At 38.0% G+C, this 25,169-nt stretch carries 17 protein-coding genes and 2 pseudogenes; 8 read left to right on the top strand and 11 right to left on the bottom strand.

Features of this window, described 5'->3' with window-relative positions; translation table 11 throughout:
* The first annotated feature begins 84 nt into the window (after positions 1 to 84).
* Both AAC852_RS09650 and AAC852_RS09645 read left to right on the top strand, forming a co-directional pair.
* Positions 85 to 1,437, top strand: coding sequence for an HlyD family type I secretion periplasmic adaptor subunit (locus AAC852_RS09650; RefSeq protein WP_340620844.1), 1,353 nt, complete (start codon positions 85 to 87; stop codon positions 1,435 to 1,437).
* Between the two features lie 5 nt (positions 1,438 to 1,442).
* Complete coding sequence (locus AAC852_RS09645; RefSeq protein WP_340620843.1) at positions 1,443 to 2,846, top strand: TolC family outer membrane protein; 1,404 nt, start codon at positions 1,443 to 1,445, stop codon at positions 2,844 to 2,846.
* 36 nt (positions 2,847 to 2,882) lie between these two features.
* On the opposite strand, the gene xni is transcribed toward AAC852_RS09645, so the two are convergent.
* The 7 genes from xni to AAC852_RS09610 all read right to left on the bottom strand — a co-directional run bounded on the left by xni (position 2,883) and on the right by AAC852_RS09610 (position 12,235).
* Positions 2,883 to 3,641: a flap endonuclease Xni gene (xni, locus tag AAC852_RS09640; RefSeq protein WP_340620960.1), complete on the bottom strand. Its 759-nt coding sequence runs from the start codon at positions 3,639 to 3,641 to the stop codon at positions 2,883 to 2,885.
* Between the two features lie 58 nt (positions 3,642 to 3,699).
* Positions 3,700 to 5,067: a nucleotide 5'-monophosphate nucleosidase PpnN gene (gene ppnN / locus AAC852_RS09635; protein ID WP_340620842.1), complete on the bottom strand. Its 1,368-nt coding sequence runs from the start codon at positions 5,065 to 5,067 to the stop codon at positions 3,700 to 3,702.
* 139 nt (positions 5,068 to 5,206) lie between these two features.
* Positions 5,207 to 6,052: an NADPH-dependent 7-cyano-7-deazaguanine reductase QueF gene (gene queF, locus AAC852_RS09630; protein WP_340620841.1), complete on the bottom strand. Its 846-nt coding sequence runs from the start codon at positions 6,050 to 6,052 to the stop codon at positions 5,207 to 5,209.
* Positions 6,053 to 6,281: 229 nt separating this feature from the next.
* Positions 6,282 to 7,979 carry an ABC transporter ATP-binding protein gene (locus AAC852_RS09625; RefSeq protein ID WP_340620840.1) on the bottom strand — a complete coding sequence of 566 codons (1,698 nt, stop codon included), beginning with the start codon at positions 7,977 to 7,979 and terminating at the stop codon, positions 6,282 to 6,284.
* Positions 7,980 to 8,295: 316 nt separating this feature from the next.
* Entirely contained in the window at positions 8,296 to 9,222 is a 927-nt protein-coding gene (locus AAC852_RS09620) for a dimethylarginine dimethylaminohydrolase family protein (RefSeq protein WP_340620839.1), read from the bottom strand.
* A 48-nt stretch (positions 9,223 to 9,270) separates the two neighbouring features.
* Positions 9,271 to 9,996: a phosphatidylserine decarboxylase gene (locus AAC852_RS09615; protein WP_340620838.1), complete on the bottom strand. Its 726-nt coding sequence runs from the start codon at positions 9,994 to 9,996 to the stop codon at positions 9,271 to 9,273.
* 547 nt (positions 9,997 to 10,543) lie between these two features.
* Complete coding sequence (locus tag AAC852_RS09610) at positions 10,544 to 12,235, bottom strand: cholesterol oxidase substrate-binding domain-containing protein (RefSeq protein WP_340620837.1); 1,692 nt, start codon at positions 12,233 to 12,235, stop codon at positions 10,544 to 10,546.
* Between the two features lie 397 nt (positions 12,236 to 12,632).
* Here AAC852_RS09610 and AAC852_RS09605 point away from each other — a divergent pair.
* The 6 genes and pseudogenes from AAC852_RS09605 to dndE form a co-directional block, all read left to right on the top strand.
* Positions 12,633 to 12,747, top strand: a pseudogene (locus AAC852_RS09605) (hypothetical protein); the annotation flags it as partial.
* 195 nt (positions 12,748 to 12,942) lie between these two features.
* Positions 12,943 to 13,170: pseudogene (locus AAC852_RS09600) on the top strand (type II toxin-antitoxin system Phd/YefM family antitoxin).
* Positions 13,171 to 13,912: 742 nt separating this feature from the next.
* Complete coding sequence (dndB, locus tag AAC852_RS09595) at positions 13,913 to 15,001, top strand: DNA sulfur modification protein DndB (protein WP_340620836.1); 1,089 nt, start codon at positions 13,913 to 13,915, stop codon at positions 14,999 to 15,001.
* Positions 14,998 to 16,632 (top strand): DNA phosphorothioation system sulfurtransferase DndC, encoded by a 1,635-nt coding sequence (gene dndC, locus AAC852_RS09590; RefSeq protein ID WP_340620835.1) that lies wholly within the window; start codon positions 14,998 to 15,000, stop codon positions 16,630 to 16,632. The genes dndB and dndC overlap by 4 nt, the downstream gene beginning before the upstream one ends.
* On the top strand, positions 16,622 to 18,622 hold the full coding sequence (dndD, locus tag AAC852_RS09585; protein ID WP_340620834.1) for a DNA sulfur modification protein DndD: 2,001 nt from the start codon (positions 16,622 to 16,624) through the stop codon (positions 18,620 to 18,622). Before dndC ends, dndD begins: the two co-directional genes overlap by 11 nt.
* Complete coding sequence (gene dndE / locus AAC852_RS09580; RefSeq protein ID WP_340620833.1) at positions 18,622 to 18,975, top strand: DNA sulfur modification protein DndE; 354 nt, start codon at positions 18,622 to 18,624, stop codon at positions 18,973 to 18,975. The genes dndD and dndE overlap by 1 nt, the downstream gene beginning before the upstream one ends.
* Positions 18,976 to 19,060: 85 nt before the next feature.
* Here dndE and AAC852_RS09575 read toward each other — a convergent pair whose 3' ends face one another.
* The 4 genes from AAC852_RS09575 to AAC852_RS09560 all read right to left on the bottom strand — a co-directional run bounded on the left by AAC852_RS09575 (position 19,061) and on the right by AAC852_RS09560 (position 25,119).
* On the bottom strand, positions 19,061 to 19,282 hold the full coding sequence (locus AAC852_RS09575; protein WP_340620832.1) for a restriction endonuclease: 222 nt from the start codon (positions 19,280 to 19,282) through the stop codon (positions 19,061 to 19,063).
* 19 nt (positions 19,283 to 19,301) lie between these two features.
* The gene (locus AAC852_RS09570) at positions 19,302 to 19,598 is read right to left on the bottom strand and encodes a restriction endonuclease (protein WP_340620831.1); all 297 of its coding nucleotides are present in this window, start codon (positions 19,596 to 19,598) and stop codon (positions 19,302 to 19,304) included.
* 268 nt (positions 19,599 to 19,866) lie between these two features.
* Positions 19,867 to 24,447 carry a DNA phosphorothioation-dependent restriction protein DptH gene (dptH, locus tag AAC852_RS09565; RefSeq protein ID WP_340620830.1) on the bottom strand — a complete coding sequence of 1,527 codons (4,581 nt, stop codon included), beginning with the start codon at positions 24,445 to 24,447 and terminating at the stop codon, positions 19,867 to 19,869.
* Positions 24,413 to 25,119 (bottom strand): IS1 family transposase gene (locus AAC852_RS09560; protein ID WP_340620646.1). Its coding sequence is split into 2 segments (ribosomal slippage): positions 24,413 to 24,870 and positions 24,870 to 25,119, totalling 708 coding nucleotides; the frame shifts between segments, so codons are not numbered across the junction. Before AAC852_RS09560 ends, dptH begins: the two co-directional genes overlap by 35 nt.
* Between the last annotated feature and the right edge of the window lie 50 nt (positions 25,120 to 25,169).

Here is a 25,169-nt window from a genome sequence, read left to right as displayed (position 1 = left end):
TTTTTCATAGCATTAATACAGTTTCAGTATGGTTTCAACATAGTTTTAGCCACTGGCCGGGGAAAAACTTGTCTGGGAGTAAAGATGTCCTATCAGACCAAAATTGTTCAGACTGATATAAAGAGTACACAAGATGATGAGCCAGGATTATTACCGCTGAATGCAAATCACTATCTGCGGCTAGGCTGGTTGATTATCGGCATTGGCATACTGGGATTTTTCATCTGGGCTGCATTTGCTCCGCTTGATAAAGGGGTTGCTTCTTCTGGCATTGTCGTGGTGGATGGTAATCGTAAAACGGTGCAGTCCCCGACTAATGGCATCATCAGGCAGATCCTGGTGACAGAAGGAGAGCATGTCCGTGCAGGCCAGGTATTGGTTCAGCTCAGTCAAGTTCAAGTGAATGCTCAGATTGATTCTTTGACACAACAGTTACATACCACATTGGCCACTGAGGCGCGATTACTGGCGGAACAACAGGAGTTGGATACGCTGGTTTTTCCACCTGATTTACTGGCGCAGCGCTCAGAACCACGGTCTGACAATATTCTGGCGTTGCAGAAACAGCTTTTCATGTCACGTCGGGAAATGTTGAGAAGTGATCTGGCGGGAATACAGCAGGCAGAGGAAGGATTGATTTTCCAGATCAAAGGGCTGCGGGAAGCAATGGCAAATAAACAGCGCCAGCAAGCTTCGCTTAAAGAACAAATGACTAACCTGAGTCCGTTGACGGAAGAAGGCTATTTTCCCCGTAACCGTTATCTAGAACTGCAACGTAACCAAATTGAGTTAAGTGGCAGTATGGCTGAGATGGCCGGGCGAATTGGACAGCTTGAGAAACAGCAACAGGAAACGCATCAGCGCATGATTCAACGGCAGGCAGATTATCAACGTGAAGTACGCAGCCAGCTTGCAGATATTCAGGTTCAGGCCAATGAGCTAAAAAATAAACTGGAAACAGCGCAGTTTGATCTATCCCACACTTCTATTACGGCCTCTGTTGAGGGAACCGTTGTGGGGTTGAAAGTGTTTACTCAGGGAGGCGTTGTGGCATCGGGGGAGAAACTGATGGAAATCTTGCCTGATCAGAGTGCGTTGGAAATTGAGGCACGTTTGATGGTGCACCTGATTGATAAAGTGGATATCGGGCAGGATGTTGATCTGATGTTTACTGCATTGAACCAGAACAGTACACCTAAAGTGACTGGAAAACTATTGGTCATTTCTGCCGATCGTTTAGTCGATGATGTGACCAGAGAATCTTATTACCAAATCCGGGTAAGGGTTACGCCAGAAGGTATGGAAAAACTTGCTGATCTACATATCAAACCGGGTATGCCAGTTGAAGTTTTTGTCAAAACAGGGTCACGCTCATTGCTGAGCTATTTATTTAAGCCATTGGTGGACAGAGCATCTACGTCGCTGATTGAGGAGTAATGGGCATGTTCAGGAATCATCGAATAGCGGAGAAATCTTATGCACGATTCTCCTTGTTGATGAGCTTGTTTTTGATCATTGTGCTGACAATGTTGTGTTCTGGCCCGGCTAAAGCACTTTCTTTGACTGAAGCTTATGTGTTGGCACTGCAACATGACCCAACATTTCAGGCCGCGATCAAAGAACTGGAAGCAGGACAGGAAGAAAAAACGCTTGGTCGGGCAGAATTGTTACCCAAGTTGTCAATTAGCTACCAGAATGCCCCGAAGAATTGGCAGAAAGTGGAAACCAATGTTTCAGAGTGGCGGAGTAATGGGGCTAAAGAGCGTTATGATCGTCAGTACGACAGCTACAGCGGTGCGCTGGTCCTGACCCAACCATTATTCGATGCCGAAGCATGGGCACGTTATCAGACCCGTAAGGTTTATGCGTTGATGAGTGATGCCCGTTTTCGGGCTGACAGCCAGCAACTGGTTGTGAGAGTGGTGAACAGTTATGTGGCTGTCGCTCATGCGCAGGACAAACTGACACAGGTTGTTCAGCAGCGGATGGCTTATGAAAAGCAACTGGAACTTAACCAAAAGTTGTTTGCTTCCGGTGAAGGCACCCGTACTGATGTAGCGGAAACTCAAGCTCGTTATAGTCAGGTACAGGCTGATGCGTTAACTGTGCAGGATGAGTTGGATGCTGCGATCCGTGATTTGCAGTTATTAGTAGGTATTCCGTTACCGACAGACGTACCTGTCATACGTTTATCTGATGCTAAACACTTCAAAGCAATAAAGCTGGAATTTGAACATTATGCCGATTGGGAGCAGATAGCATTACGCCAGAATTCCCAATTAGCGGTTGCCCGCCGGAAAATTGATGTGGCGTATCATGATATTGAACGCAGTCGATCAGGGTTCCTGCCAAAACTGGAGTTATACGCTTCTCATAGTGAGAATAAATCCAGCAATGATAGCAGTGTTAATCAGAAATACCGGACAGATTCTGTCGGAGTGCGTGTTTCCATGAATCTTTATAACGGCAATGCGACATCAGCATTGGTGCGCCAGTCGGCGGCTAATTATAACAAGAGCAAATTTGAAATGGATGCACAAGCCGGGGAAATACTGAATGCACTGCGACGTTATTATAATGGATGCATCAATGGTCAGAAGCGAATACGTGCTTATGAAGTGGCGGTGGAAGCGGCAGAATTGCAGGTTCAAGCCACGCAAAAAAGCGTTTTATTGGGGCAGCGGGTAAACGTGGATATATTGAATGCGGAGCAGCAACTTTATACTGCCCGTCGTGAGCTTTCCCAGGCAAAATATGACTATATGAAATCCTGGATTGGTTTGTTGAATGAGTCCGGCCAGTTAAATAGTGAACACATTAAGTTAATTTCAAATTATTTTGGTTGAGTGATTTGGTCATCTCTGACTTAGATATGAATTAGCCTAATTACGGGGCAGCCTAAGTTGTTGCAAATTACCGTTCAGCGATAAATTAGTTTTTAGCGAAGCAACTTCACGGCAGATATAAGCCATTTCTTTGTCAGAGGCTAATTTGTTGCGCCATTTCTCTGGCTGAGCGTCCAAATGTTGGAATAAATTGTCTAATGAGCCTGCTTGTTGCAACAATGCAACGGCTGTTTTTGGGCCAATCCCCTGAACGCCTGGGATCTTGCTGCTACTGACACCCACCAGCCCCCAATAATCGGGAAGCTGAACAGGAGAAACGCCAAATTCCTGTTGTACAAAAGGCAAATCCAGCCAACGCTTCTGGAAGTAGTCACGGATTTGGATGTTGGGTGATAGTAGCTGGCAATAACCTTTATCCGTGGAAACAATGGTCACCTGATGCCCTGTAGCTGCAACTTTGGTTGCCAGTGTTGCAGCTAAATCGTCCGCTTCATGCCCTTCAGCATGCCAGCAAGCGACGCCTTGAATATCAAATGCTTGCTTAATCAGTGGCATTTCTTGCCGTAAGTCTTCTGGCATAGCAGAACGTCCAGCCTTGTAATTAGGCAGTCGCTGGTGGCGCCAGCTATGGTGTCTGTCATCTTCATCAAATACAGCTACAGCATGGGTCGGAGAAGAATGAGAAATTAATTGCTTCAACGCATGTTCACAAGCGGCAATGCAAGGGCTTCCCTGCACGGCATGGATACGTCGAATCAAATTCAGGGCATCTACAATCAAAAGGTGTATCATGATCTCTAACTATATACTCCATCCGTGGTGTTATTCCGTGGCGACTGCCTCATTGGATTGTTTATCTGATGATCTTATAACATGGTTCATAAGCTGTGCCACCTGGAAGTTTCATGCGATCTTGTTTCACAAAATTTTCCAACAGATTATCCATTCGGCGCATAATTTCTGCATCACCGTGAATTTTGAACACCCCACGTTTTTCAATGGCTTGAATTCCGATCTCTTTCACATTGCCTGCGACAATACCGGAAAATACACGTCTCAGAGCAGCCACTAGTCTTTCAGTTGACTGATTTGGATGTAAATTCTGATTTGCCATATTTTCATGAGTGGGTTCAAACGGAAACTGCAAATCGTGAGAGATTTTTATTGACCAGTTAAAGCTATAAGCATCTCCGGTTGAACGACGGCTTTCTTTAACCTGTGGCATGGCTGTTTTCATCACTTTGGCAACTTCTGATGGGTTTTCCATAATAATGCGATAGTGATTACGGGCCTGTTCACCCAGTGTATTGACGATAAATTCATCCAGGACATGAAAATAATCAGTACTTTCTTTTGGCCCTGTTAATACCAGAGGTAATACCTGATTCTGATTTTCAGGATGCATCAAAATCCCCAGTAGATAAAGCAGTTCTTCTGCTGTTCCAACGCCTCCCGGAAAGATAATAATGCCGTGAGCGATACGAACGAAGGCTTCCAACCGTTTTTCGATATCCGGCATGATAATCAGTTCATTAACCAGTGGATTGGGTGGCTCGGCTGCGATAATTGAAGGCTCTGTAATACCGATGAAACGGCTGTTTTTATAACGCTGTTGCGCATGTCCGACAGCAGCCCCTTTCATCGGTGCTTCCATTGCACCCGCGCCACAACCAGTACACACATTCAGCTCGCGTAAGCCTAATTCGTTACCTACCTTGCGGGCATATGAGTATTCTTTTTCACTGATGGAATGCCCACCCCAACAAACGATCATGTTGGGATCTTCTGCAAGAGGCAGAGCTTTCGCATTGCGCAGAATAGAGAAAACGGTATTAGTAATGTGTATACCATTTTTCAGATTCAGAGAGTCTGCTTTTTGGGCATCAACAAGTTGAGCGTGAACAAACAGAATATCCCGCAATACTGCGAATAAATTTGCTCGTAAGGATCGAATGATCTTACCATCAACAAATGCTTCTTCTGGCGGATTAACCAGCTCCAGTTTGACTCCTCGCTCTCTGCGCAAGACGTTAATATCAAAATCTTTATACTTTGACAGTAATTCTTTACCGTTGTCAGTCTGACTGCCGGAGTTGAGTACGGCCAGTGAACAATTACGGAAAAGACGGTATAGATCGCTGCTTGCGGTGCGTTTCAATGTATCAACTTCAAGCTGAGAGAGTAAATCCATTGACCCTAACGGGCTGACATATGTAATCAAGAAGAGCTCCTTTATACCCCAATGAGGTTTCCTGAATAATGATTTTACCCTGAAATCTGTTGGGTGCTAATTGAACACTTAAATCAGCCCGTTAGGGAATTAGATGGCATTAGGATAAATGCTATCTGTGCTCATTCAATTACTGACGGGCTAATCTTTCGGTTGTTGGTACAAATGTGTCGTTACTCCGCCATGGGTTAATATCCAATCCACCACGACGAGTATAACGTGCATAAACAGTGAGTTTTTCCGGGCTACACAATTCGATTAAGTCGTTGAAAATACGTTCAACACATTGTTCATGAAACTCATTGTGATGACGGAATGAAACCAGATAACGTAATAATTTTTCCTGATCGATTTTTGGGCCTTTATAGCGAATTTGTACTGAACCCCAATCAGGTTGATTTGTGATCAGACAATTTGATTTCAGTAAATGGCTGACCAGAATTTCTTCAACGACAGGCCCGGTTGCTGCATTGTTAAGATAATCGCGATTGAACTCATAATCATCAATTTCAATATCCTGATTATCAATACATTTACCTTCAAAATCGATAATTGGCTGCTGATTGAAGCCATGCAAAGGATGCAAAACAACGTCAATATCACCTTTAGCGCAAGCGGATAAATCTTTTTGCAGGGTCTTTTGCACTGTATCCCAATCACTAAAGCGGGTTTGGTTAAAACTATTCAGATAAAGTTTAAAACTTTTGGATTCGATAAGATTTTCGCTGGCCGCATTCAGGCTAACGTGACCAATGGCGACTTGAGGAACACCCCGTGAATTGAGCCAGGATAGCTCGTACATTGTCCAGATATCAGCCCCGTGAAATGGGAGGTTATCGGGAAACAATCCAAGCGGCTCACGGTTCATACTACGAGGAACGGCTTGTAATAATGATGGTTCATAAGTATCGCAATAGGAAGTGGGTTTTCCGAGAGTAAGTTCGGTGAGGGCCTGATTATTTTGATACAAAGACATAAGATTCCTTAAAGATAATTACCCTGCATGTAAGAGCTATCGGGTAGAGATTATTGTTGTTCAAATAGCTTGTAGTGTATCAAGGAATGTTGATGATTCGTATTTTTATTGTGCATTAATCATTACTTACCGTATGTCACTTGAAGGGGACTCAGTCCGGCTCTTGTGATCTGATTCATCATCAAATCATTAAGCGGACTGAGTTATGTCAATAATCAAATATCAAAAATCAGTTTGTTCTTGGTTGTTCCATATATTCCTGAAGAGAACCATCAAAGGCAATTCTCCCTTTGTCGACTTTGATAACCCGCTCTGCAAGTTTAAAGATACGTGGATCATGGCTTATCATGAGTACTGTTTTACCATGAACGATATTATTCAGTGCTTCTGCAAAGTTATTTATTTTACTATTATCCAGATAAGTGGTCGGTTCATCAAAGAGCAGTATTTCCGGCGTCTTAAGGTACAGACGCGCTAAACCAACAACTTGCCTTTCACCACCTGACAAAGAAGAGCCTTTTTCATCAATATGTGAATCCAGACCATCTTTCAGTTTACCTAATAGTTCACTGCCACCCGCTTTAATTAACGCAGAAACCATATCTTCTCTGGTTGATTCTGTATTGGCGATGTGCAGATTATCGTATAACGTGCCCTTTATAATCTGAGTCTGTTGTGACATCACACCAAATTTTTGCAACCAACGCTGATTGTCGGGGTTATCCAGAACTTCACCAAAAATTGAAACATAACCGTCAGTTAATGGGGTTAAACCAGTCACAATATCAAATATCGTACTTTTACCCTGACCGTTATCACCAACAATAAGGATACGTTCACCTTTTTGTATAGAGATGTTCATATCTCTGAACAAAGTATCTCTGTCGTTATAGGAAAACGTATTGATGTTGATATCAATAGTATCAGGGCTGTAATTGCCTGCTGATTTATTGTGTCTTTTGGGAGTTGGCTTATAAGAACCTAATAATTCGAAAATCCTGTCTAACAGCGACTTGAGTGAAGCAAATTTATTTAAGTGATTGCTGTATCTCTTAATCGAATCAGACATTAATTGCTCGTAGGTAAAAGCAGCAACAAAGTTACCGGGATTGATCGTTCCATCCATCAATAACAAGCCACCATACCAAAGTACGGCAATTGTTGATGCTAACTGTGCAAAAAAGCCAAGCGGAACAGATAAGGACATAAATAACCCTGTGATCCTCTCGACGTTTTTTACTTTAGTATTGGCATCATTAATTCTCTTTTTTTCTGACTCTTCAGAATTAAAAATTTTGACAGATTTGATCCAAGAAAGAGACTCTTGTATCACCCCGGTTAATCGTGAGTTATAGATTTGGAGAATTCTTTCATAAACTGCGACTCGATTAGTGATCGGTTTGCTGATCAAGGTAGTCAGACAAACCATCATAAATGCCAAAATGGCTAATTTAATATCAATCAGAGCCATGGCAATAAATGGGCCAATTATAGATAGCGTGTCATAGAGAAATTCGCTATATAAATCTCTGACCCTATCCGATACGAGATAAGTATCGTTTTTTATTCTGAATGCCAGATTCGCTGAGTGAAATTTTCTGGTTATATGGTAGGGAAAAGAGAGGAAAGAATCGACCAGCGATTTCCTCATGTTATAACTCAGTTCTGACGCATTAATTGTCTGCATCCAGATAATAATAGCGTGACTAATAACAATTAATAATGATACTCCAATTAGAGAAGCAATTAATTGATTAAATGAGAAGGAGAGAATCAACTTGTCCTTCAACAAGGTATTAACTAATTCCTGTACAAGAAATGGAAATACCACCTCAGCTAAAGCTGCCACTATAGTAAAAACAATAGCCAGCACTAATGCTGTTTTTTGTTTCCGTATAAAAGAGTAAAGGAATGTAATATATTTCATATACTGATCACTGTTAAGTTATCAATTTAACTAGTATAGGCAACATGTTAAAACTTACCATCCTATAAAAAGGCAGCCGACTCCATCCCTGGAATATACCCGTTGTCTTTCAAATTGCAATTTAAAATCCATAGGGTATATATATCCTATAAAATACAGGCGGTTTTAAATGTCATCATGGTGCTATATATAATGGATTAAAAACCCAATAAGCACGAGTATAATATAAACCAAAGATACTATTTATATTGTAATTAACTCAATAACTATGAGTGAAAACGATGTGATCAATATTATCGCTTTGTTTATCACAATATTATATTACCTGTATTTTGTGAGAATATCTATTTAAATGCATAACCATGCAGGAAAGTAGTGCACCGCTCTTCATATATTCAGATAAGTTGAATAGTTTTGGCGTTAATGCCAGTTTGGAACAAATTTTTTCCAATTCATGGTTTTTGTTCATTTCATAGATATAATCCTCCGTACCTGCTTTCAGGTCGTTAATATTGGATGAACAGAGAACATACTGATTAACTCTGACAGAGTTACAGATCCCACTGTAAGCGATATCTTTACTGATGCTGATAATGTTGGTAACTTTTTCCAGTTCTTTCAGTTCGTCACTGCTGAACCCATCGGTATATACGAGAGTATTTTCTTTATCCAGAGAGAAGATACTGCAATCCAGATGGTAAAGATAAGGATCTCTTTCTTCAACTTTCACGATTTTAAGACCGAATTTCTCTTCCATCCAGTCGAAAGTTCTGATGTCACTTCTGATTCCATAACCGCCGACCAATACATTATCATGCAGATATTTTAACTCAGCTTCACCCTCAAAAAAGTAAGGCGCAACTTCAGTTTTATAGCCTAATGATTCAAAGAAACGCACCCCAATAGGTGTTTCTGATCTTCTGATTTCTGATGCAAAATTGGCAACTATTGCTGTTGGATCTTCGTCACCAACAATAATTCCCAAGTTAGCAACGTATACTTGATCTTGCAGCTCTTGATGAGTGTCAGATGGCAGCAAATAAACCAATGATTGTGATGACATAAAGCTGTACAGCTTATAAAACTGTCTTAATGCGACATTGCTGTTAACAGTAATAGCGGATTCATCAAGTTCCTCCATCCAAATATTATTTCTTACGTTGGTATTTAATGAAAATGGAGGAGCCAATAAAAAGGCTGGCATTTTTAAATCAGAAATGATATTGGGAGAATTCTTTAACATCTTAAAACCTCAAATCTAGTTTATATTATTCGTTTATAGAGAGTTTATTTATAGAGAGCTGTCATTGATTCTGACTAATTTAGTCATGCCACCCGTGACATGTTCTTTTTCAGTCACTAATGAGGTTAATTCATCATCATCAGTAACGGGAATCACTAAGTCGACTTGTGAACCATACCGAATCATTGAGAATCTATCACCCTGATATACTGGTTTATGTTGCTGTATATGGAATGGTGTGATTGTATCGACATCATAATCACCAACCTGAACCATATAGTATTCTCTATTAATACCAGGGGAATAGACTTTATTGACAACTCGCTGATTCAGAGATAAATAATCGTCATAAACTAACTCGATATTCTCTTTATAAAAAATATTATTCTCTACATCGATCATTGGTAGATTGTTTGTTTCTAGAGGTTCATGTTCCGAGTAACTAAGGATGCCATCATAGGGAACTCTATTAATATGTACGTCATAACATGTCATAAAGATACCAATGACAAGTGAGCGCTTATCATAATGTTTATCTCTAATGATATCCTGAATGCTATATTTTTTCCCTTTTACTTCGGTAATCGCCTCATCCGGGTTTATTATTCCGCTATAAATAACGAACCCATCAGCAGGGGATAAAAAATACCTGTCATCTGTATTAATAGTTCTCGCCGGATCCCTGAAAAAACCTTCTTGAAAATAGGTTTCATGTGGGATATCAGGTAGCCCATTAAATATCGATTTAATGGCTGCTGTCATTTTGTTATTCATTATTACCTTCTAAAAAAATGTCTATCAACTGAAACATGAAACAAAAAAAAGCAACATAATGTAAACATTTACAGCGAGATATAATACAGCCTATTATTAATGATTCAATTTTATTTTGTTTGGGGGTATCATTATTTTTTGTTGGTCAGTAAACACAATTTCACCTAAGTTATCTGGAACGATAGATTGCTAACTAAATGTAATTATATTGATAATATAAATTATGACCGTTAAGGTAGTTTATTATATATATCTGTCAGTGACATTTATCACAAATGCGGAAAAAAGTTTAAATAATCTGTTTGTAATAGGAAAAAATTTATTTTTTATCCTTAATTCCCGATAATTAAAATAACTTAATTAACCTCTTTATACATATAATTAATTATATATTGTTACTTTATCATTTGGTTATTATTTCAATATCTAATTTTATTTAGTTGGAGTGATTCCCTATATCACACAAGTTGTAGAACAAAGTCTACAACTTGAACAACGAAAAGAATCTGGCTATAACATTTAGTGTTACTTGACTAAATGTAATTTTTTATTTACCGAAAAGTAACCTTTCTAATAATGGTGATCTGAACAAACCATAGGGGTCAAATTTTTTTAATGTGTTAACAGTTGAATGCCAGTTAGTATCAGTGGGTAATCCATCCGTAAACAAAGCCGGAATTTTCTTGGTTAATACATCTTCGTCATCCCATGCTGCATTTTTACTGTATGCCCAGCCTTTACTCCATTCGACACGAATAGATGCGTAAGAACCGTCAAACTCTTGAAACAACCATTGTTCAAGTTTGTTATAAAAATCAGAGGCATATTTCGCTCCTGGCAGGGTTAAAACATCAAGCCAAATAGCGACCTCCCATTCCGGATGATCCGGGCGTGGGCGTATCGCAGATAAACTTGGCACAACAGCATCTTTTTGTACGACTTCAGAAGGTGTATCCAAACCTGAAACACGGATCTCGATTGGCCCGTTGATAGGATATTTTCCATTTCTCTCATATTCTTTTATCAACGTTTTCCATTGTGAGTAAAAAAGACTGAGGACTTTCTGAATATTATCTCGACGGGTTAATATTGCGTAACCATTTGCAGTAACACGTAATGTAGTCGGCTTGACATAGTGTAATAAGTTTTTACTCCAACCCCAGAGGTCGGCTCCCCCAGTTAAAAAATAACTTGCTATGATAAAATATTGGCCTGCCCCAAATGCCGGCGTGATATTTGGGAGGTCATGGGTTAGCTTTTTGATTAAATCAGATAGCTGAATAGGAATATTATCGGAAAATGGATAATTGTACGGTTGTGTAACCTGGACGCTGGAAAGGGGTTTTTCAGGTGAAACACTCCATACTTTTAACCAAGGATGAATTGTAAATGGAAATAAAATGGCTTCAGCACGACCACTTTTATCAAGAAAGTGGCTGAAAGTTCTTTTATTTTTTGCGTCTTGTACGGGAGCAAATAATTCTGCTGCCGGAATATTAATAATACTTTCACACCGAAGGCGTTGGTTTTTTCCTGCCTGAAGCTCGACATTTAAAATCAGAGAACACCCTAAGTGAACAAGAAGAGGCGCACAATTCGGATCATTTCGTTTAAAACGCTTAATGACATATTGTGCATTTTTTTCATCCCACACTACAGCAGATAAAGACAATATAGCGTTGCTGAGTGAACCATAACTGTGACCTGGCTGCGATTTTTCATTAAGTGCTTTTATACCTGTTCCATGACCTCCTATCGCCAGTACTCCCCCCAGTGTTAAATCACCTGGTGCAGGGATAGCTGTAAAGCCTATTTCTTGTTCTTCCATTTTTGTTGTAAGTGTCTCCATCAATACGCCAGTTTGTGCGGTAACAATTGAATATTGAGGAAGGTGCTTAATACTTATTTGTGTAAAATGTTGTGTGAGATCGATAAGTATAATGCGGTTGCTATTCTGACCTTTCGGTGGAATGATCAGGGGAGACCAGTTATGTGATTCACCCACAACTCTCAGTTTATAATTTTGTTTCCAGGCCCAATTGACAACAGAAATAACATCTTTTTCAGAATCAGGTATACAGCATGGAATATTCTCTGCATAAATTTCTTCTGACCAATTGGTAAAACGGCGATACGTTAGTTTTACATTTTCAGGGAAGTTAATTAAACTGTGTTTTTCCTTAGTATCAGTATATTCTTTATGTAGTTCACGATCTTTTTTATTTTCCGCATTCATCATGTTATTGACCTATATTATTGAAATAAGATCACCATTCTAATTTCATGTTTTTTATATGAATATACAGTGATGTTATTTTTTATATTAATATTATGTTTATTTTATTGCTTGCAGGCGTTTTTTATTGACTATTTCCAATAAATTTAAATCGAGTACAAAAGATATATTACTTGAAGAGAATTAATTTTCTTTGTAACTATAAGTCCGTCATTCCGCACCGTATTTCTGATTTAAGAATAGTGTGATCTTGCACAGGTTTTTTGCATTGATGACACCGGTGGGATTGACGGTAATCGCCCATTTTGATCTATTATTTTTATTTGCCGGAAAGTGAATATGTCCACACCCGTACCCGCCATTAAACGTCTTGATCATCTTGGCCTTTTATGGCAGCCAAAGCAATACTGATATGGACCGGGCCAGTGAACAAAGCGGCTTATACGTTCGGTGTGGGATTGTTGAGCGCACAGAGCCATGGCCCAATGGCAGCAATTATGGCGGCGGGCATGGTTATCTACAACTTCTTAAATCTATTAATTATTTTATATGTATAAATTTAATGGATTTAGGGAAACTTAAAGCTCTCCAAAGTAAGAACAAAAAACAGACATTGGCCATGGTCTTTATACAGACTAAATTAAAACCTACTATTGAACGTAATGTCACTCTAAGTGGCGCGAGCAGGAAATGTTCACCAGGAGATTTAAATGAAAATTGAAACTATTTCCTTTATAAAAAAGTATGCTGCAACACTAGAATTATCAGAACCAATATTAGTCACTCAGAATGACTTACCAGCTTATGTAATTGAATCATATTAGGAAAGAAAAAAAATAGACAATGCAATTGCATTATTGAAACTATTGGCAATTTCTCAAAAAGATAAAGATGCAAGAAAACTATATTCACGCGAACAGTTATTGGAAGATCTGTAAATAATAAATGGTTGGGAAAAATTCCTGATATTTTAATTAAGTATACGGAAACTTCTAAACATTCTTTGGGTGAAATTACATCATATTTGCGCGCAAAAGAACTTAAACCATGACTAATCATTCGAAAAGCATTGGATGAGTTTAAGAAAAAATTCAATTTTTCAACAATCTGCTGCCAAATATCATCTGAACTGGCGAAGTTTGTTGTAATAGACTATCGTGAATGTAATACTCAAAATGGTTATAAAACAATTTATTCTATTGATTATTACGAGTCTTCAGATATTATTATTGCACACGTCATTATTCATCAAAGACAAGATATACAGGCGTTGTCTTTTTAAGAAAATTATTACTTACTGAGATAACTGTTATGGATAATACTCAATTCAATAATAAATAGAGTATTAACTAATTTTAATTCATTTAGAATATTTTATATACCTAAATACGGATAAGAGATTTTAGTATCACATGATCTTATTACGATTTCTATTAAATAGATAACGATCTTTCATCTAATAATGAATATCAAATTACTTCCTATAATAATTTTAAATCAATGTGATACAAGTTAAGTATCACGTATCTTCAGGTTTATTGGGTACATATAAGATATGTTAATAAATTAATTTTAGAAATCTAAATCTGTTATTACGTTAAAAAAATGATATAATCCCTCATTATTACGTTAAAATAACACGTAAAATTATCACGCATTTACTTATTAGGAAAAGGGATAATGGCTAATATTGACAATATTGCATACTGTTACTCGTTCCCTGCTGTGCGCGGGATTCAAGCTGGTCGCCCTTTTTATATCGCTACTTGTCCAATGAGACTTATCCCCAAAATTTTCAGTTTTGATGAAACTGAAGTTCCTCCTGAACTCCGAGCACAACGTGTATTAAATAAAGCACGTATTCCAGAAATGGCACGGTACTTGGTTGAAAATCCAAAAGATTATGTTTTTTCAGCATTAACAGCATCTATTGCTATTAATGTTGAATTCGCCGAATTTTATGGCTCCAATAATCTCGGTATTCTAAAAGTACCTATGGAAGCACAAATTTTGATTAATGATGGTCAACATCGTCGTAAAGCCATTGAAACTGCTTTGAAAGAAAATCCAGATTTAGGGCAAGATAATATTCCCGTACTATTTTTTGTTGATGAAGGTTTACAGCGCAGCCAACAAATGTTCGCCGATCTAAATAAATACGCGATTAGGCCGAGTCCTTCATTATCAACACTTTATGACCACCGGGATATTAGTTCAGAATTAGCTCGCTATCTGGCGATGTCTGTCAGGCCATTTATTGGGTTAACTGAATTGGAAAAATCCAGCATAAGCAAGCTTTCAAACAAATTATTTACATTAAGTAGTATCAAACAAGCTACGCGTGCTTTGCTTGGAACAGATCCTAAAGATGGCGATATAAAAGAAAACAAACGACTGGCTTCCCAATATTGGCAAGCGGTTTATAATGCTATGCCTGATTGGAAAATGGCGTCTAATAAAGAAGTATCTCCCGCCCAATTACGCCAAGAATACGTTCACGCTCACGGTATTGGCCTTCATGCACTGGGACTTCTTGGTCGCAATTTGTTGGCAGAATACCCTGATCAATGGCAAGAAAAACTTGCCAAACTGAAAACATTCGATTGGCGTAAAAGCAATCCCGAACTGATAAAAAGAGCAATGTCACACGGAAAATTGAGTAAAACCACTATGGCTATTCAGCTCACTTGTAATGCTCTTAAAATTGCATTAGATATTCCCCTTACTGCTGAAGAACAGCAACTTGAAGCTCAAATGGTTGTCTCATGAGTAAATTAATTCAGACCCACGATTTGGGCGATTATGAAGATTTTATTAATCAGGAAATGTTTGCTGGTCGACCACTAGCAGAATATATTTCTGAAATACAACGTATTTATTATAGTGATAAACGCCCTTGGGTAATTGGTTACAGTGGAGGAAAAGACTCTTCAGCTGTAATTACATTGGCTTATCTTGCGCTACTTGGACTATCCCCAGAAATGCGCCACAAACCTGTTTTCGTTGTCTCATCTGACACACTGGTTGAAACTCCTGTTGTCGTAGATTTAATCCAAAAAACAATGTTGCAGATTGAATCTGGAGCTAAGCGAGACGGGCTTCCAATCACTCAGCACCCTGTTATACCTAAAACACACGAAACATTCTGGGTCAACCTGTTAGGCAAGGGCTATCCCGCTCCTACGCGTAGCTTCCGTTGGTGCACAGAACGCATGAAAATCAATCCCGTGAGTAACTTTATTCGCGATAAAGTCAGCCAATTTGATGAGGTTATCGTTGTTCTTGGTTCACGAAGCAGCGAAAGTTCATCACGTGCTCAAGTTATTGCAAAACACAGAATTGATGGGTCTCGTCTTGCTCGGCACACTACCCTTGCTAATGCATTTATATATACCCCTATTGACACATGGGATGTTGAGGATGTTTGGAAATTGCTGCGTGGTGCATATCAATATTCTCCAGATGATATAGAAGAATGGGAAAGCCCGTGGGGTGGCAATAATCGTCCTCTTTGGACTCTTTACATGGACTCATCAAATCAAGGAGAATGCCCTCTCGTTATTGATGACAGCACTCCTTCTTGCGGTAATTCTCGTTTTGGTTGCTGGACTTGCACTGTCGTTACAAAAGATAAAGCAATGGAAAGTCTTGTCCAAAATGGGGAAGACTGGATGTTACCCTTACTAAAATTTCGCGATTTACTCGCTCTAACTACTGATCCCGCACAAAAAGACACTTATCGCAATTACAAACGCCGTACGGGTAAGGTCAGTTATCAATATGCGAAGGAAGGGGAAGACATTGCGGCAGAGCGTAAACACGTCCCTGGTCCATATTGGTTAAAATATCGACAATCATGGCTCAAACAATTACTAGAGATAGAACGAGAGTTAAATCGACAAGGACGCCAGATAACTTTAATCACAGAGCCAGAGCTCCATGCTATACGTCAAGAATGGCTCAAAGATCCTAATGAACCTGACTGGAACGATACATTACCCGATATTTATCGTTCCGTTTATGGACATGATTTGAACTGGATTACTGATGATCAATCTAGATTTGACTCTAGTGATGCCGAATTGCTTGCCCAAATTACTCAAGGATTCGATGTACAACCAGAAATGGTTATGAAGCTAATCGAACTGGAGATATCAATGGAAGGACTAAGTCGCAGGCAAGGGATCTTTGATAAGATTGGCACAATTTTAAAACAGGACTGGGGTAGTTTAGAACAAATCAAGCAGAAGCAATCTGCACTACAAAAGCGTAATGAACGTGATATTCACCTTGAAGAAGTCATGAAGATAGAAGCTGAAATTAAAGAAATACAACGCAGGCTAATTAACGCTGAAGAAAAATTTGTATTTTCCAGTGAGGCACAAGAGAATGTTAATTAAGCAATTGGTTCTGCGTAATTTTCGGGTATTTAGTGGAACACATACTATCGATCTAGCTCCGAGAAAACGACAGCATGAGATCCATGATCGCCCAATCGTTCTATTTGGTGGGTTAAATGGTGCGGGCAAAACATCTATTTTATCCGCTATTCGCTTATCCTTATATGGTCGTTTAGCTTTTAACCATACCATTCAACAACAAGAATATATTGAACAGTTAAGTGCATTAATCCATAACGGCAATAGCCAATCTGAACGCCCAGAAGAAGCCTCAATTGAGCTAACTTTTACCTATAATAAAGAAGGCAAAGAATCTGAGTTCACTGTTACACGTAGTTGGAAAAGAGGAAAAAAAGATCTCCTATCGCTGCAACAAGATGGGCAAACTCTTAGTGAGCTAAATTATGAACAATGTCAAGGTTTTCTGAATGAACTCATTCCCAATGGAGTAGCAGATTTATTTTTCTTTGATGGTGAAAAAATCGCTGAATTAGCTGAAGATGAATCAGGAAATATTCTGCGTACGGCAATGCGCCGCTTACTTGGATTAGATTTAATCTCTAAGCTACGTAATGACCTAATAATCTATATTAAGCGCCAGCAATCTACTCAACTTGAAGGAAACCTACAACAGCATCTTTCTGAATTAGAAGTAAAATCTAAGGAAATTATGTGCAAAACAGAAGCATACTTGGAAGAGGCTGATTTCTTAAAAGCACGAATTGATCTATTAACAAGAAATATTATTCAAAATGAAGGATTATTAAGTGCTCAAGGTGGTTCTTTTGCTCAAACCAAAGAACAAGAGCAAAAGAAAGTTGACGAGCTTATAAAAGAAAAAGAGCGAATTGAAAAAGCATTACGCCATGAATTCGATGGTACACTTCCATATGCTTTAGCACCTAAGACGTTATCTCTTCTGCTTGAGAAAATTTCTCAGGAATCCGAGATTAAACAGGCCAAAAGCTTTGAAAAAGAACTTAGTAATTTCCTCAACATGCTAAAAAGTGATCTTGCCCTTCGTTCTAGTACAACGAGCAAAATCGCTACCGAGGCTATTACTGACAATCTAAATGAGTATATGGCTAATAAACCAAAAGGAGAGTTACTGTTTGATATTTCAGATCGTGAAGTTGGTATGCTACAGCAGTCGATTGAGCAGGATAGCCAAAAATCCTGGGAACGATTTGATGAGTACCGGATTCAACTGACTAATATTGAACAACAATTAGAGCAATCTGCTGCTAATATCGCTCGAGCTCCTGACAATGAACAGTTAATGGATATTTTCCAAAAAATACGAGAGTTAGATAAAGAACGTAATGATATTCGTAAAAAATATATTACTGTATTAGAAGAAGCGCTGAAGTGTAAACAGCAGCAATTAGATTGCGCTCGCCAAATACAGAAATTACACGATTCTGCCCGAAATAAATATGGCCTTATAAGTGCTCTTAAGCATGCTGAAGAAACGATTAAACTGCTAGAAACATATAGTGAAGTTTTAACTCAGGCGCGTGTTAAAAAACTGACAAAAAACCTCGAGGAAGCTTATCAGAAGCTCGCTCGTAAAGAAGATCTTCAACTTCATGCACACATTAACCCAGAAACATTCGATGTCGAATTAATTGATGAAAATCAGTCGATAATTAATCGAAAATCACTTTCTGCTGGTGAAAAGCAAATTTACGCAATTGCTATATTAGAAGCATTAGCTAAAACTTCTGGTCAAGAGTTACCTGTCATTATTGATACTCCATTAGGACGTTTGGATTCCAAACATAGAGATAATTTGATTAATTATTATTTCCCTTATGCCAGCCATCAGGTAGTACTATTATCCACTGATACTGAGGTTGACGAGCGTTATTTTGTTGATCAATTACGGGATGATATTTCTCATACCTATCAAATTGTCTTTAATGCAAAAACTAAATCTTCATCTCTGAAATCTGGCTATTTCTGGGAATTGACTAAGGAGACTGTTTAATGCTCCCTAATAGAATGCAACTAAATCGACAAACAGAAGAGCAACTTAAAAAGCTCAAAAATTATACTGGATTGACACCAAATATTTCTGCTAGACTAGCTTTTTTCCGATCTGTTGAAAGCGATTTTAGATATTCAGCGGAGCTGAATAATAAAAAACTAGATGGCTCATTAGTATTAGATAAAATTACTTGGCTTGGGGAAACTGTGCAAGCCACTGAGCTGGTGCTTAAAATGCTATACCCTAATCTCGAACAAAAAGATTTCATCAAAGTATGGGCTGCTCATGTTGAAGATGGGATTTCTGCATTAAGGAATTATCGTAATCTTAAAGATTTCGCTCAATCTTTATAAAATATAGTAAATTTTAATTCCTATAATAGGAGCCATTTAATAAATGACTCCTATTGCTTATCATTCAAAGAAATTTTTATCTATTTCATAATAGTTCATATGATCTTACTTTCGCAACCCCCATACCATATTGGACTAGAAATTCACACAATTTCTCTCTATATACTAAAGTAATACTCATACCTTGTGCTTTTTCTGCATTTATTACAGCTTGTTCAGTAAAACTTAAAGATGAAAAAAATACACCTTTACGTGCTCCTTTCTGAGCCATTGCTCCAATAAATTCTCGGATTTCACTCGGTGGCACTTTTTTATTACTATATCTTTTAATTACTATATCTTTTAGCTTGAAGATAAATTTTACCTAATCCTAATTTACCCTCACCTATAATACCATCTATTCCTTCACCTCCTGTCCCTCCAACAACTTTTCCTGCAAAAGTTTCATCCCATCTGTATCCCATTTTTAATAGAAGCTTGACTACTAATCGATCAAAAAATGCAGGTTCAGAGGAGTTAATTGCATCCAATAGTTCATTTTTAATATTATTTCGATGTTCTTTATATTTTCTATGGACAACTTCCTCTGGTAATTGATCTTTATTTATCCTTTCATTTTTCATTGAACCAATTTTTGGTATTTTCCTATTTTATATAACGATTTAGATTGATGTCCTAAATTTTTAACCTCAATGAATATTTTTGGGGAGATGAACTTGGAAAATTAATCCCATAGCAGCGTTTTCTAATTCTCCCCCTGACTACAGATATAGGATCTTTAGCACCAAAAGAGTAGTAAGAAGAGCTTATGATTTTTTCATATACATCTTTGTGAGATAGCGGTTTCCCACTATCCCTTAAAACCTAAACAATAGCTTCTGTAATATTCATTTATAACTCCCAAAAAGCCTTATCTCTCATTTTTTGGATTTTTTTATTTCCATCAATATACAAACTAAAATGCTTCTCAAGACACCGTATTTGTTCCATTAGTGATTCTTGTTCACTTTTATCATCAATATTAAACAACACCTTGATGTCGCTGTTTTTTATTTCAGAAACACGATGAACAACCCAAGTTAAAATATAAGGGGAATAATTATTTTCGTTAGTTTTAAAGTGTGTAAACTCTTGTGTTGATAAAATAACTCCAACTCCATATTCACGCCCTTCTTTTAGAATTTTACGTAAACTAGAAAAATTATGTCGCATAAAGTTGTCGGCTTCATCTACCAAAATCATTTTAGTTATCTGGCGATAATCACCTTGTATAACTGGCTTACCACACTTTTGCATCTGCACATAAAAAAGATCTAAAGTTAATGCCACAACCAAATTTTGTATTTCTTCCGAATAACCAGACAACTTTATAATTGTTATCCCATCAATCAGATCATACAAACTAACCATTTTATTAGTATCTGTTTCAAATATCTTAAATCCGGTTAAATTATAAAGAGCGGCGTATAGAGAATCCTCCTCTACTCTTTCCTGAGATAGATAATGTTGCCAAATATCCTCTATTGTAGGTGCAACGAGATTCCATGTAGTATTATCCTCAGGGAGGATTCCGGCAGCCTCATAACATTCCATAATCAAGGTTACGAGTTTCAATCGTTGTTTTACACCTAAATTGTATGCTCGCCCCATCGTTTCTGAAAATGCAATTGCCGTATGTCTCGGTAACATAGGCATATCACCAAAAAGAGATAATGGGTTATAAGGCAATAAAGATAGCTGATACTGTTTTGCTTCTGTCGCTACCAGAAAAGCTTCATCATCTGCATAATCGGGTTTATAATCAAAAATCAATAAACCTATCGGTTTCCTATTTACATTATTATTCTGATTACGCACCAATTGAGTAACTAGTGATTTAGTAAACTGAGTTTTACCCGTACCCGGCGTACCTATGATACCGGTATTAGTATTCATAAATTTCGCGGTATTTGTCGGCTCCCAATAGAGTGGTATTTGTCTTAAAGATTCATGACCAAATAATACCTGTAGTGGAATTTTATTTTCAGTGGTTGCAGCAACGGTAGAAGTATCAGTTGTAGAAATAACAACAGTTTTATCAGATTCAATAACAACTTCAGATTGAATCTCCGATTTTTCACTTAATTCAGTATCATCAATTTGTTCTTTATCTACAGAAATAGTAAGTATGAAATGCTTAGGAACATTACAGATAGTTACTAATTCGTCTAGTTTATCTACACAATCAGCTGCCAGTAGAGAAGAAAGCAAAGCATACGGCAATTCAATTTGTAAAATTTGTTTTTCTGTTATCTGGTATGAAGGCCCAAAACAGCTATTACTATCAACATGGGCAAGCACAATACCATCAACATAATTGCGCAATTGGCTCAGTTTATACCTTCCTGTTAACCACCATTCTCTACGTGATAACAATGGTTCTAACATCTTACTATCCAGAGCTTGATAAAGTCGCAGCTTCTCTACCTGCATAAGGATTTGACGAACAAATAGAGCGCGATAAAGGCGTGCAGCCATAGTATCTTTACCCAGCAAATCTTCTTGCAAATAGCGTCTAAGTTCACTCGCTTGTTGACCTGCATAACGATAATCTGGCCGACTACCTGTTTTCACTTCTAAAGGAAGTAAATAGAGTTTGTCATCTTTAAAACCGACAAATAATACATCATCAGAAATAGCACCCTTACGGTATCCCTGTAAATTACGGGAAAAATCACTTTCACTCATCTTAAGACCGATATTGCCGGATACTCGTATCATTTCAGCTACAGAAAGTGGGATCCAACAAATATCTGAATGCCGTAACATCGCCTGAACAAATTTATAAGCACCAATAATTCCGTGTTTTTCTTTACGTTCTTTATCGGTAGAACGCAACATTTTGAGCAACCATTCACCATTAAAAGCATTGAACTCAGAAAGCAGTCTATCATTACCTACTCTATATTCTTTCCTATCATTACTTTCCATACTGATTAAGCGCTGGAAAAGATCTACTTGTTTAGTCACAGTAACAGCATCATATCCAGTGCAACTGGTATATTGATCTGAGTAATGGATCAATACCACGTCTTTTTGGCTAGTGAAAAAATCAAGAGTAACTTTAGGATCAATAACCGTTGTCCATAAAGAACTATTATAAGAACGGTTAAGTAATTCTTTGAAATTGGCACTAACAGCTAACCCAATCCCTAACCCCGAATGTTGAGTATTACTTTGGCGAGCAGGTTGCCATAACATGCCTAATAAACGGGCTATACGCAAAGACCAATATGGTTGCACATCAACGTGACGCAAACCAAATGCGGTAAAATAAGCATCTCCCAAAGTTTCCGCACCTTCACCAGAAATTAAACCATTACAAAGCACACCACTTAATGCTTCATCCATACTGATATAACGGCAATCAACAGAAACACTATTATTGAAAAATGCTAAATGAGCATAAACTAGATCACTATTATCTGCTGGTATTGTAAATTTACTAAAAGTAAGGCGACTACGAATTAAATCAATCAACAGATCTGCATCTTCCCGCTTTAATCCCAGCCAATTTTTAAGATCATCATAGGATCCTATTTCTGCAAAACGATCAAAATCATTTTGCATTAACTGCTCATCGTAAAAATTAACGTGAATAGCTATCACGTTTTCTTTATTCTGTTTAAAGTAATCAACAAGCCCCAAAAATAGCTCTTTTGCAATACCTTGATTAATAGCGTTAATTATCAAAGCACTATTACCTATGCCACTAAATAATCTGGAATATGCTTCGGTGAATTCATTGAGCTTATCACGCACCAAACGCTTAACATAACTGTGACTAACTTGACGTTGGGGGACGACATCTATCCAAAAACTATTATCTTTAATTGGTTGTAATTGAGCGAATTCATGCTCGTTATGATAAACAAAAGGCATTAATCCAGAAGCAACTAAACGATCAAGAGTAACGTCAGGTAATTCCGAAAAAGAGGCATCACATTCTTCAACTAATTGTAGATGGTAAGCCAATACTAACGGGTGCAATGGAGAGAGACGCTCATCACCTTCGTTACAATGAATCCCTAAGCGTAATAAGAATTTTTCATCATCATTAAGTACTTTGTTTAGATTAATATCACTTAATGCTGTTTCAAATGCATCCAGAATGGCAGTTACTAAACCACAGTATTCATCAGACCATACCACTAAACTTGGTAGAGTTTTGCGTTGCCGATAGTAAGTAAACAAAGCATTATACGCATTATATAGATTCACATTAATTGTGTGCAATTTATCCACATCATATACTTCACCAGAAGCAGAAACATAAAGCAGACTGTTATCCACCATCTCGGCTTCCATTCCTAATAGCTGTAAACGTACACCAACTATTGTATGTTCAGTATTATCAAAGATAACTCGCCGTTTGGAGCGATTATATTCAGCATTCCCTTCTTCTTTGAGTAACTTATTAAAACGACTTTGATCAAAAAGTAATGGCAACGTTATTTTTTCTTCTGCACCTGGGCCTTCAACATTAATTGTCAGATAATTTTCGCCAGAAATGAGTTTAAATTTAATTATCTCACTTTGGTTTGCCAATGCTTCAAAATCGATTAGTGCACATTTATAGATATCAATCTCATCTTCATCACTCTCCAAGCTACAAATACTGTCACCATTTTGTGCAATGCGTAATTGGTTTTCTTCTAGTTGAAGAGTAATCTGTTCCTTACCGGGTTCAATACGATAGTAAGTTTTAATCTCATCAAGATAAAAACTATTTTTCTCGATTACTAGAATTCTAAACTTGTATTCTTCTGCTCTATTATCACGATTAATCAACTCCAAACTAAAAAAGATTGGATGCCTATCAAAAGGAATCATAATCTTTATGCGGGAATTCTTACCCCCAGCACGACTGACTGACCAAATTTGCTGTTTTTTTAATCTTCGGTTATGGGTGATTTTTATTTGGTTATCTTGTAGGTCATTACCTAAGAAAGAAAAATCCAACTCTACAACTTGTTGAGATACTGGAGCCTGAACCAATAGGTTGATATCTTTTCGCCCTGCTTTGGTCTCGCTTTTTGTCCGTTGCCAAACTAGAGTACCTGTAGATGCAGTAACTGTTTCAAACCGTAAATTTTGTGTTTGACAATCTTTTTTTGCTTGAAGATAAACTGAAAAATCAAGTGACCGCCAGTCATTCTTTTCTTCAAAATGTTCCTGAATGAATTTTGGACTAAATTCAGTCAATACACTTTCAAGCTGATCACCATAGCGTTCAACACTATCGGTTATGGAGCTATATAACTTACGGTTTTCATCAAGACGGCTTCGAATCTGTCCCTGCGTAATATCCATGTTTGTAATAGTCGGATCATTAAATAACCCCAGTTCTGAAAACTCTAAAAGACCATTCTCCAAAGAACGGTCATGTTCCCAATGGTTAGATCGGTGATGAGATGTAGTATTCACGCTCAATGAACGTACCTATCACTTTGTCGTGCATTTCTTCGGATTTGGAATAACCTATTGTCTTTCTATTCAACCTCTTTATCCGGATACGAAGCGTAAGATTCGTTCTCTCGATACGTTGGGTAAATTTCTTTCCCGTGAGGTGTTTTTTCTTAGGCAGGTAATCGTAAACGGCATAATCATCTGTACAGTAAAACCGGATAGTAAAAGGAGATAGGAGTGCCAGCAGCTTTTTCAACGTCTTCCTGCTGCGATCCCCAAACACATGTGCCACTACCCGTTTCCTATTCGGCTCCCACGCATACCAGAGCCAGCGCTGATTTCTTTTATTACCGACAAATGACCACTGCTCGTCTATTTCACAGACAATATGAATTTCACTGCCCGAAAGCGGCAGCGTAGTTACTTGTCTTGGCGTGAGTTTTTTAATGTGCGAATGACCGTGTTAATACCGACTTTCAGAACCCGAGCCGTGTCCCTGACACCAGCGTTATTCATGGACATATCAATAATTCGTTCTTTCATGCCGGGGTGGCAGGCTTGGTAGGTATAGTTCAGTTGGAAGGTTTTACGGCAAGCATAACAGTGATAGCGGGGGTGCCCAGTACGCCCTTTTCCATGCCCTTTAACCTCGTCTGTTTTATGACAGTAACGACAAACCACATCAACTTTAGCCATATCTCACCCAGAATAAAAAGTAAGGAGTTTATCACAATATCTAACCATTG

Source organism: Xenorhabdus siamensis (assembly GCF_037996745.1).
Taxonomy (GTDB): Bacteria; Pseudomonadota; Gammaproteobacteria; order Enterobacterales; family Enterobacteriaceae; genus Xenorhabdus; species Xenorhabdus indica.
Note: the sequence above shows the minus strand (reverse complement) of the source record. Positions and strands in the feature narration are given on the sequence as shown.

What these genes read in the sequence shown, in the direction of transcription:
- AAC852_RS09650 (WP_340620844.1), top strand. Translation starts at nt 85, where the DNA reads ATGTCCTATCAGACCAAAATTGTTCAGACTGATATAAAGAGTACACAA.
- AAC852_RS09645 (WP_340620843.1), top strand. Translation starts at nt 1,443, where the DNA reads ATGTTCAGGAATCATCGAATAGCGGAGAAATCTTATGCACGATTCTCC.
- queF (WP_340620841.1), bottom strand. Translation starts at nt 6,052, where the DNA reads ATGTCTTTGTATCAAAATAATCAGGCCCTCACCGAACTTACTCTCGGA.
- AAC852_RS09625 (WP_340620840.1), bottom strand. Translation starts at nt 7,979, where the DNA reads ATGAAATATATTACATTCCTTTACTCTTTTATACGGAAACAAAAAACA.
- AAC852_RS09620 (WP_340620839.1), bottom strand. Translation starts at nt 9,222, where the DNA reads ATGTTAAAGAATTCTCCCAATATCATTTCTGATTTAAAAATGCCAGCC.
- AAC852_RS09615 (WP_340620838.1), bottom strand. Translation starts at nt 9,996, where the DNA reads ATGAATAACAAAATGACAGCAGCCATTAAATCGATATTTAATGGGCTA.
- AAC852_RS09610 (WP_340620837.1), bottom strand. Translation starts at nt 12,235, where the DNA reads ATGATGAATGCGGAAAATAAAAAAGATCGTGAACTACATAAAGAATAT.
- dndB (WP_340620836.1), top strand. Translation starts at nt 13,913, where the DNA reads ATGGCTAATATTGACAATATTGCATACTGTTACTCGTTCCCTGCTGTG.
- dndC (WP_340620835.1), top strand. Translation starts at nt 14,998, where the DNA reads ATGAGTAAATTAATTCAGACCCACGATTTGGGCGATTATGAAGATTTT.
- dndD (WP_340620834.1), top strand. Translation starts at nt 16,622, where the DNA reads ATGTTAATTAAGCAATTGGTTCTGCGTAATTTTCGGGTATTTAGTGGA.
- dndE (WP_340620833.1), top strand. Translation starts at nt 18,622, where the DNA reads ATGCTCCCTAATAGAATGCAACTAAATCGACAAACAGAAGAGCAACTT.
- AAC852_RS09570 (WP_340620831.1), bottom strand. Translation starts at nt 19,598, where the DNA reads ATGAAAAATGAAAGGATAAATAAAGATCAATTACCAGAGGAAGTTGTC.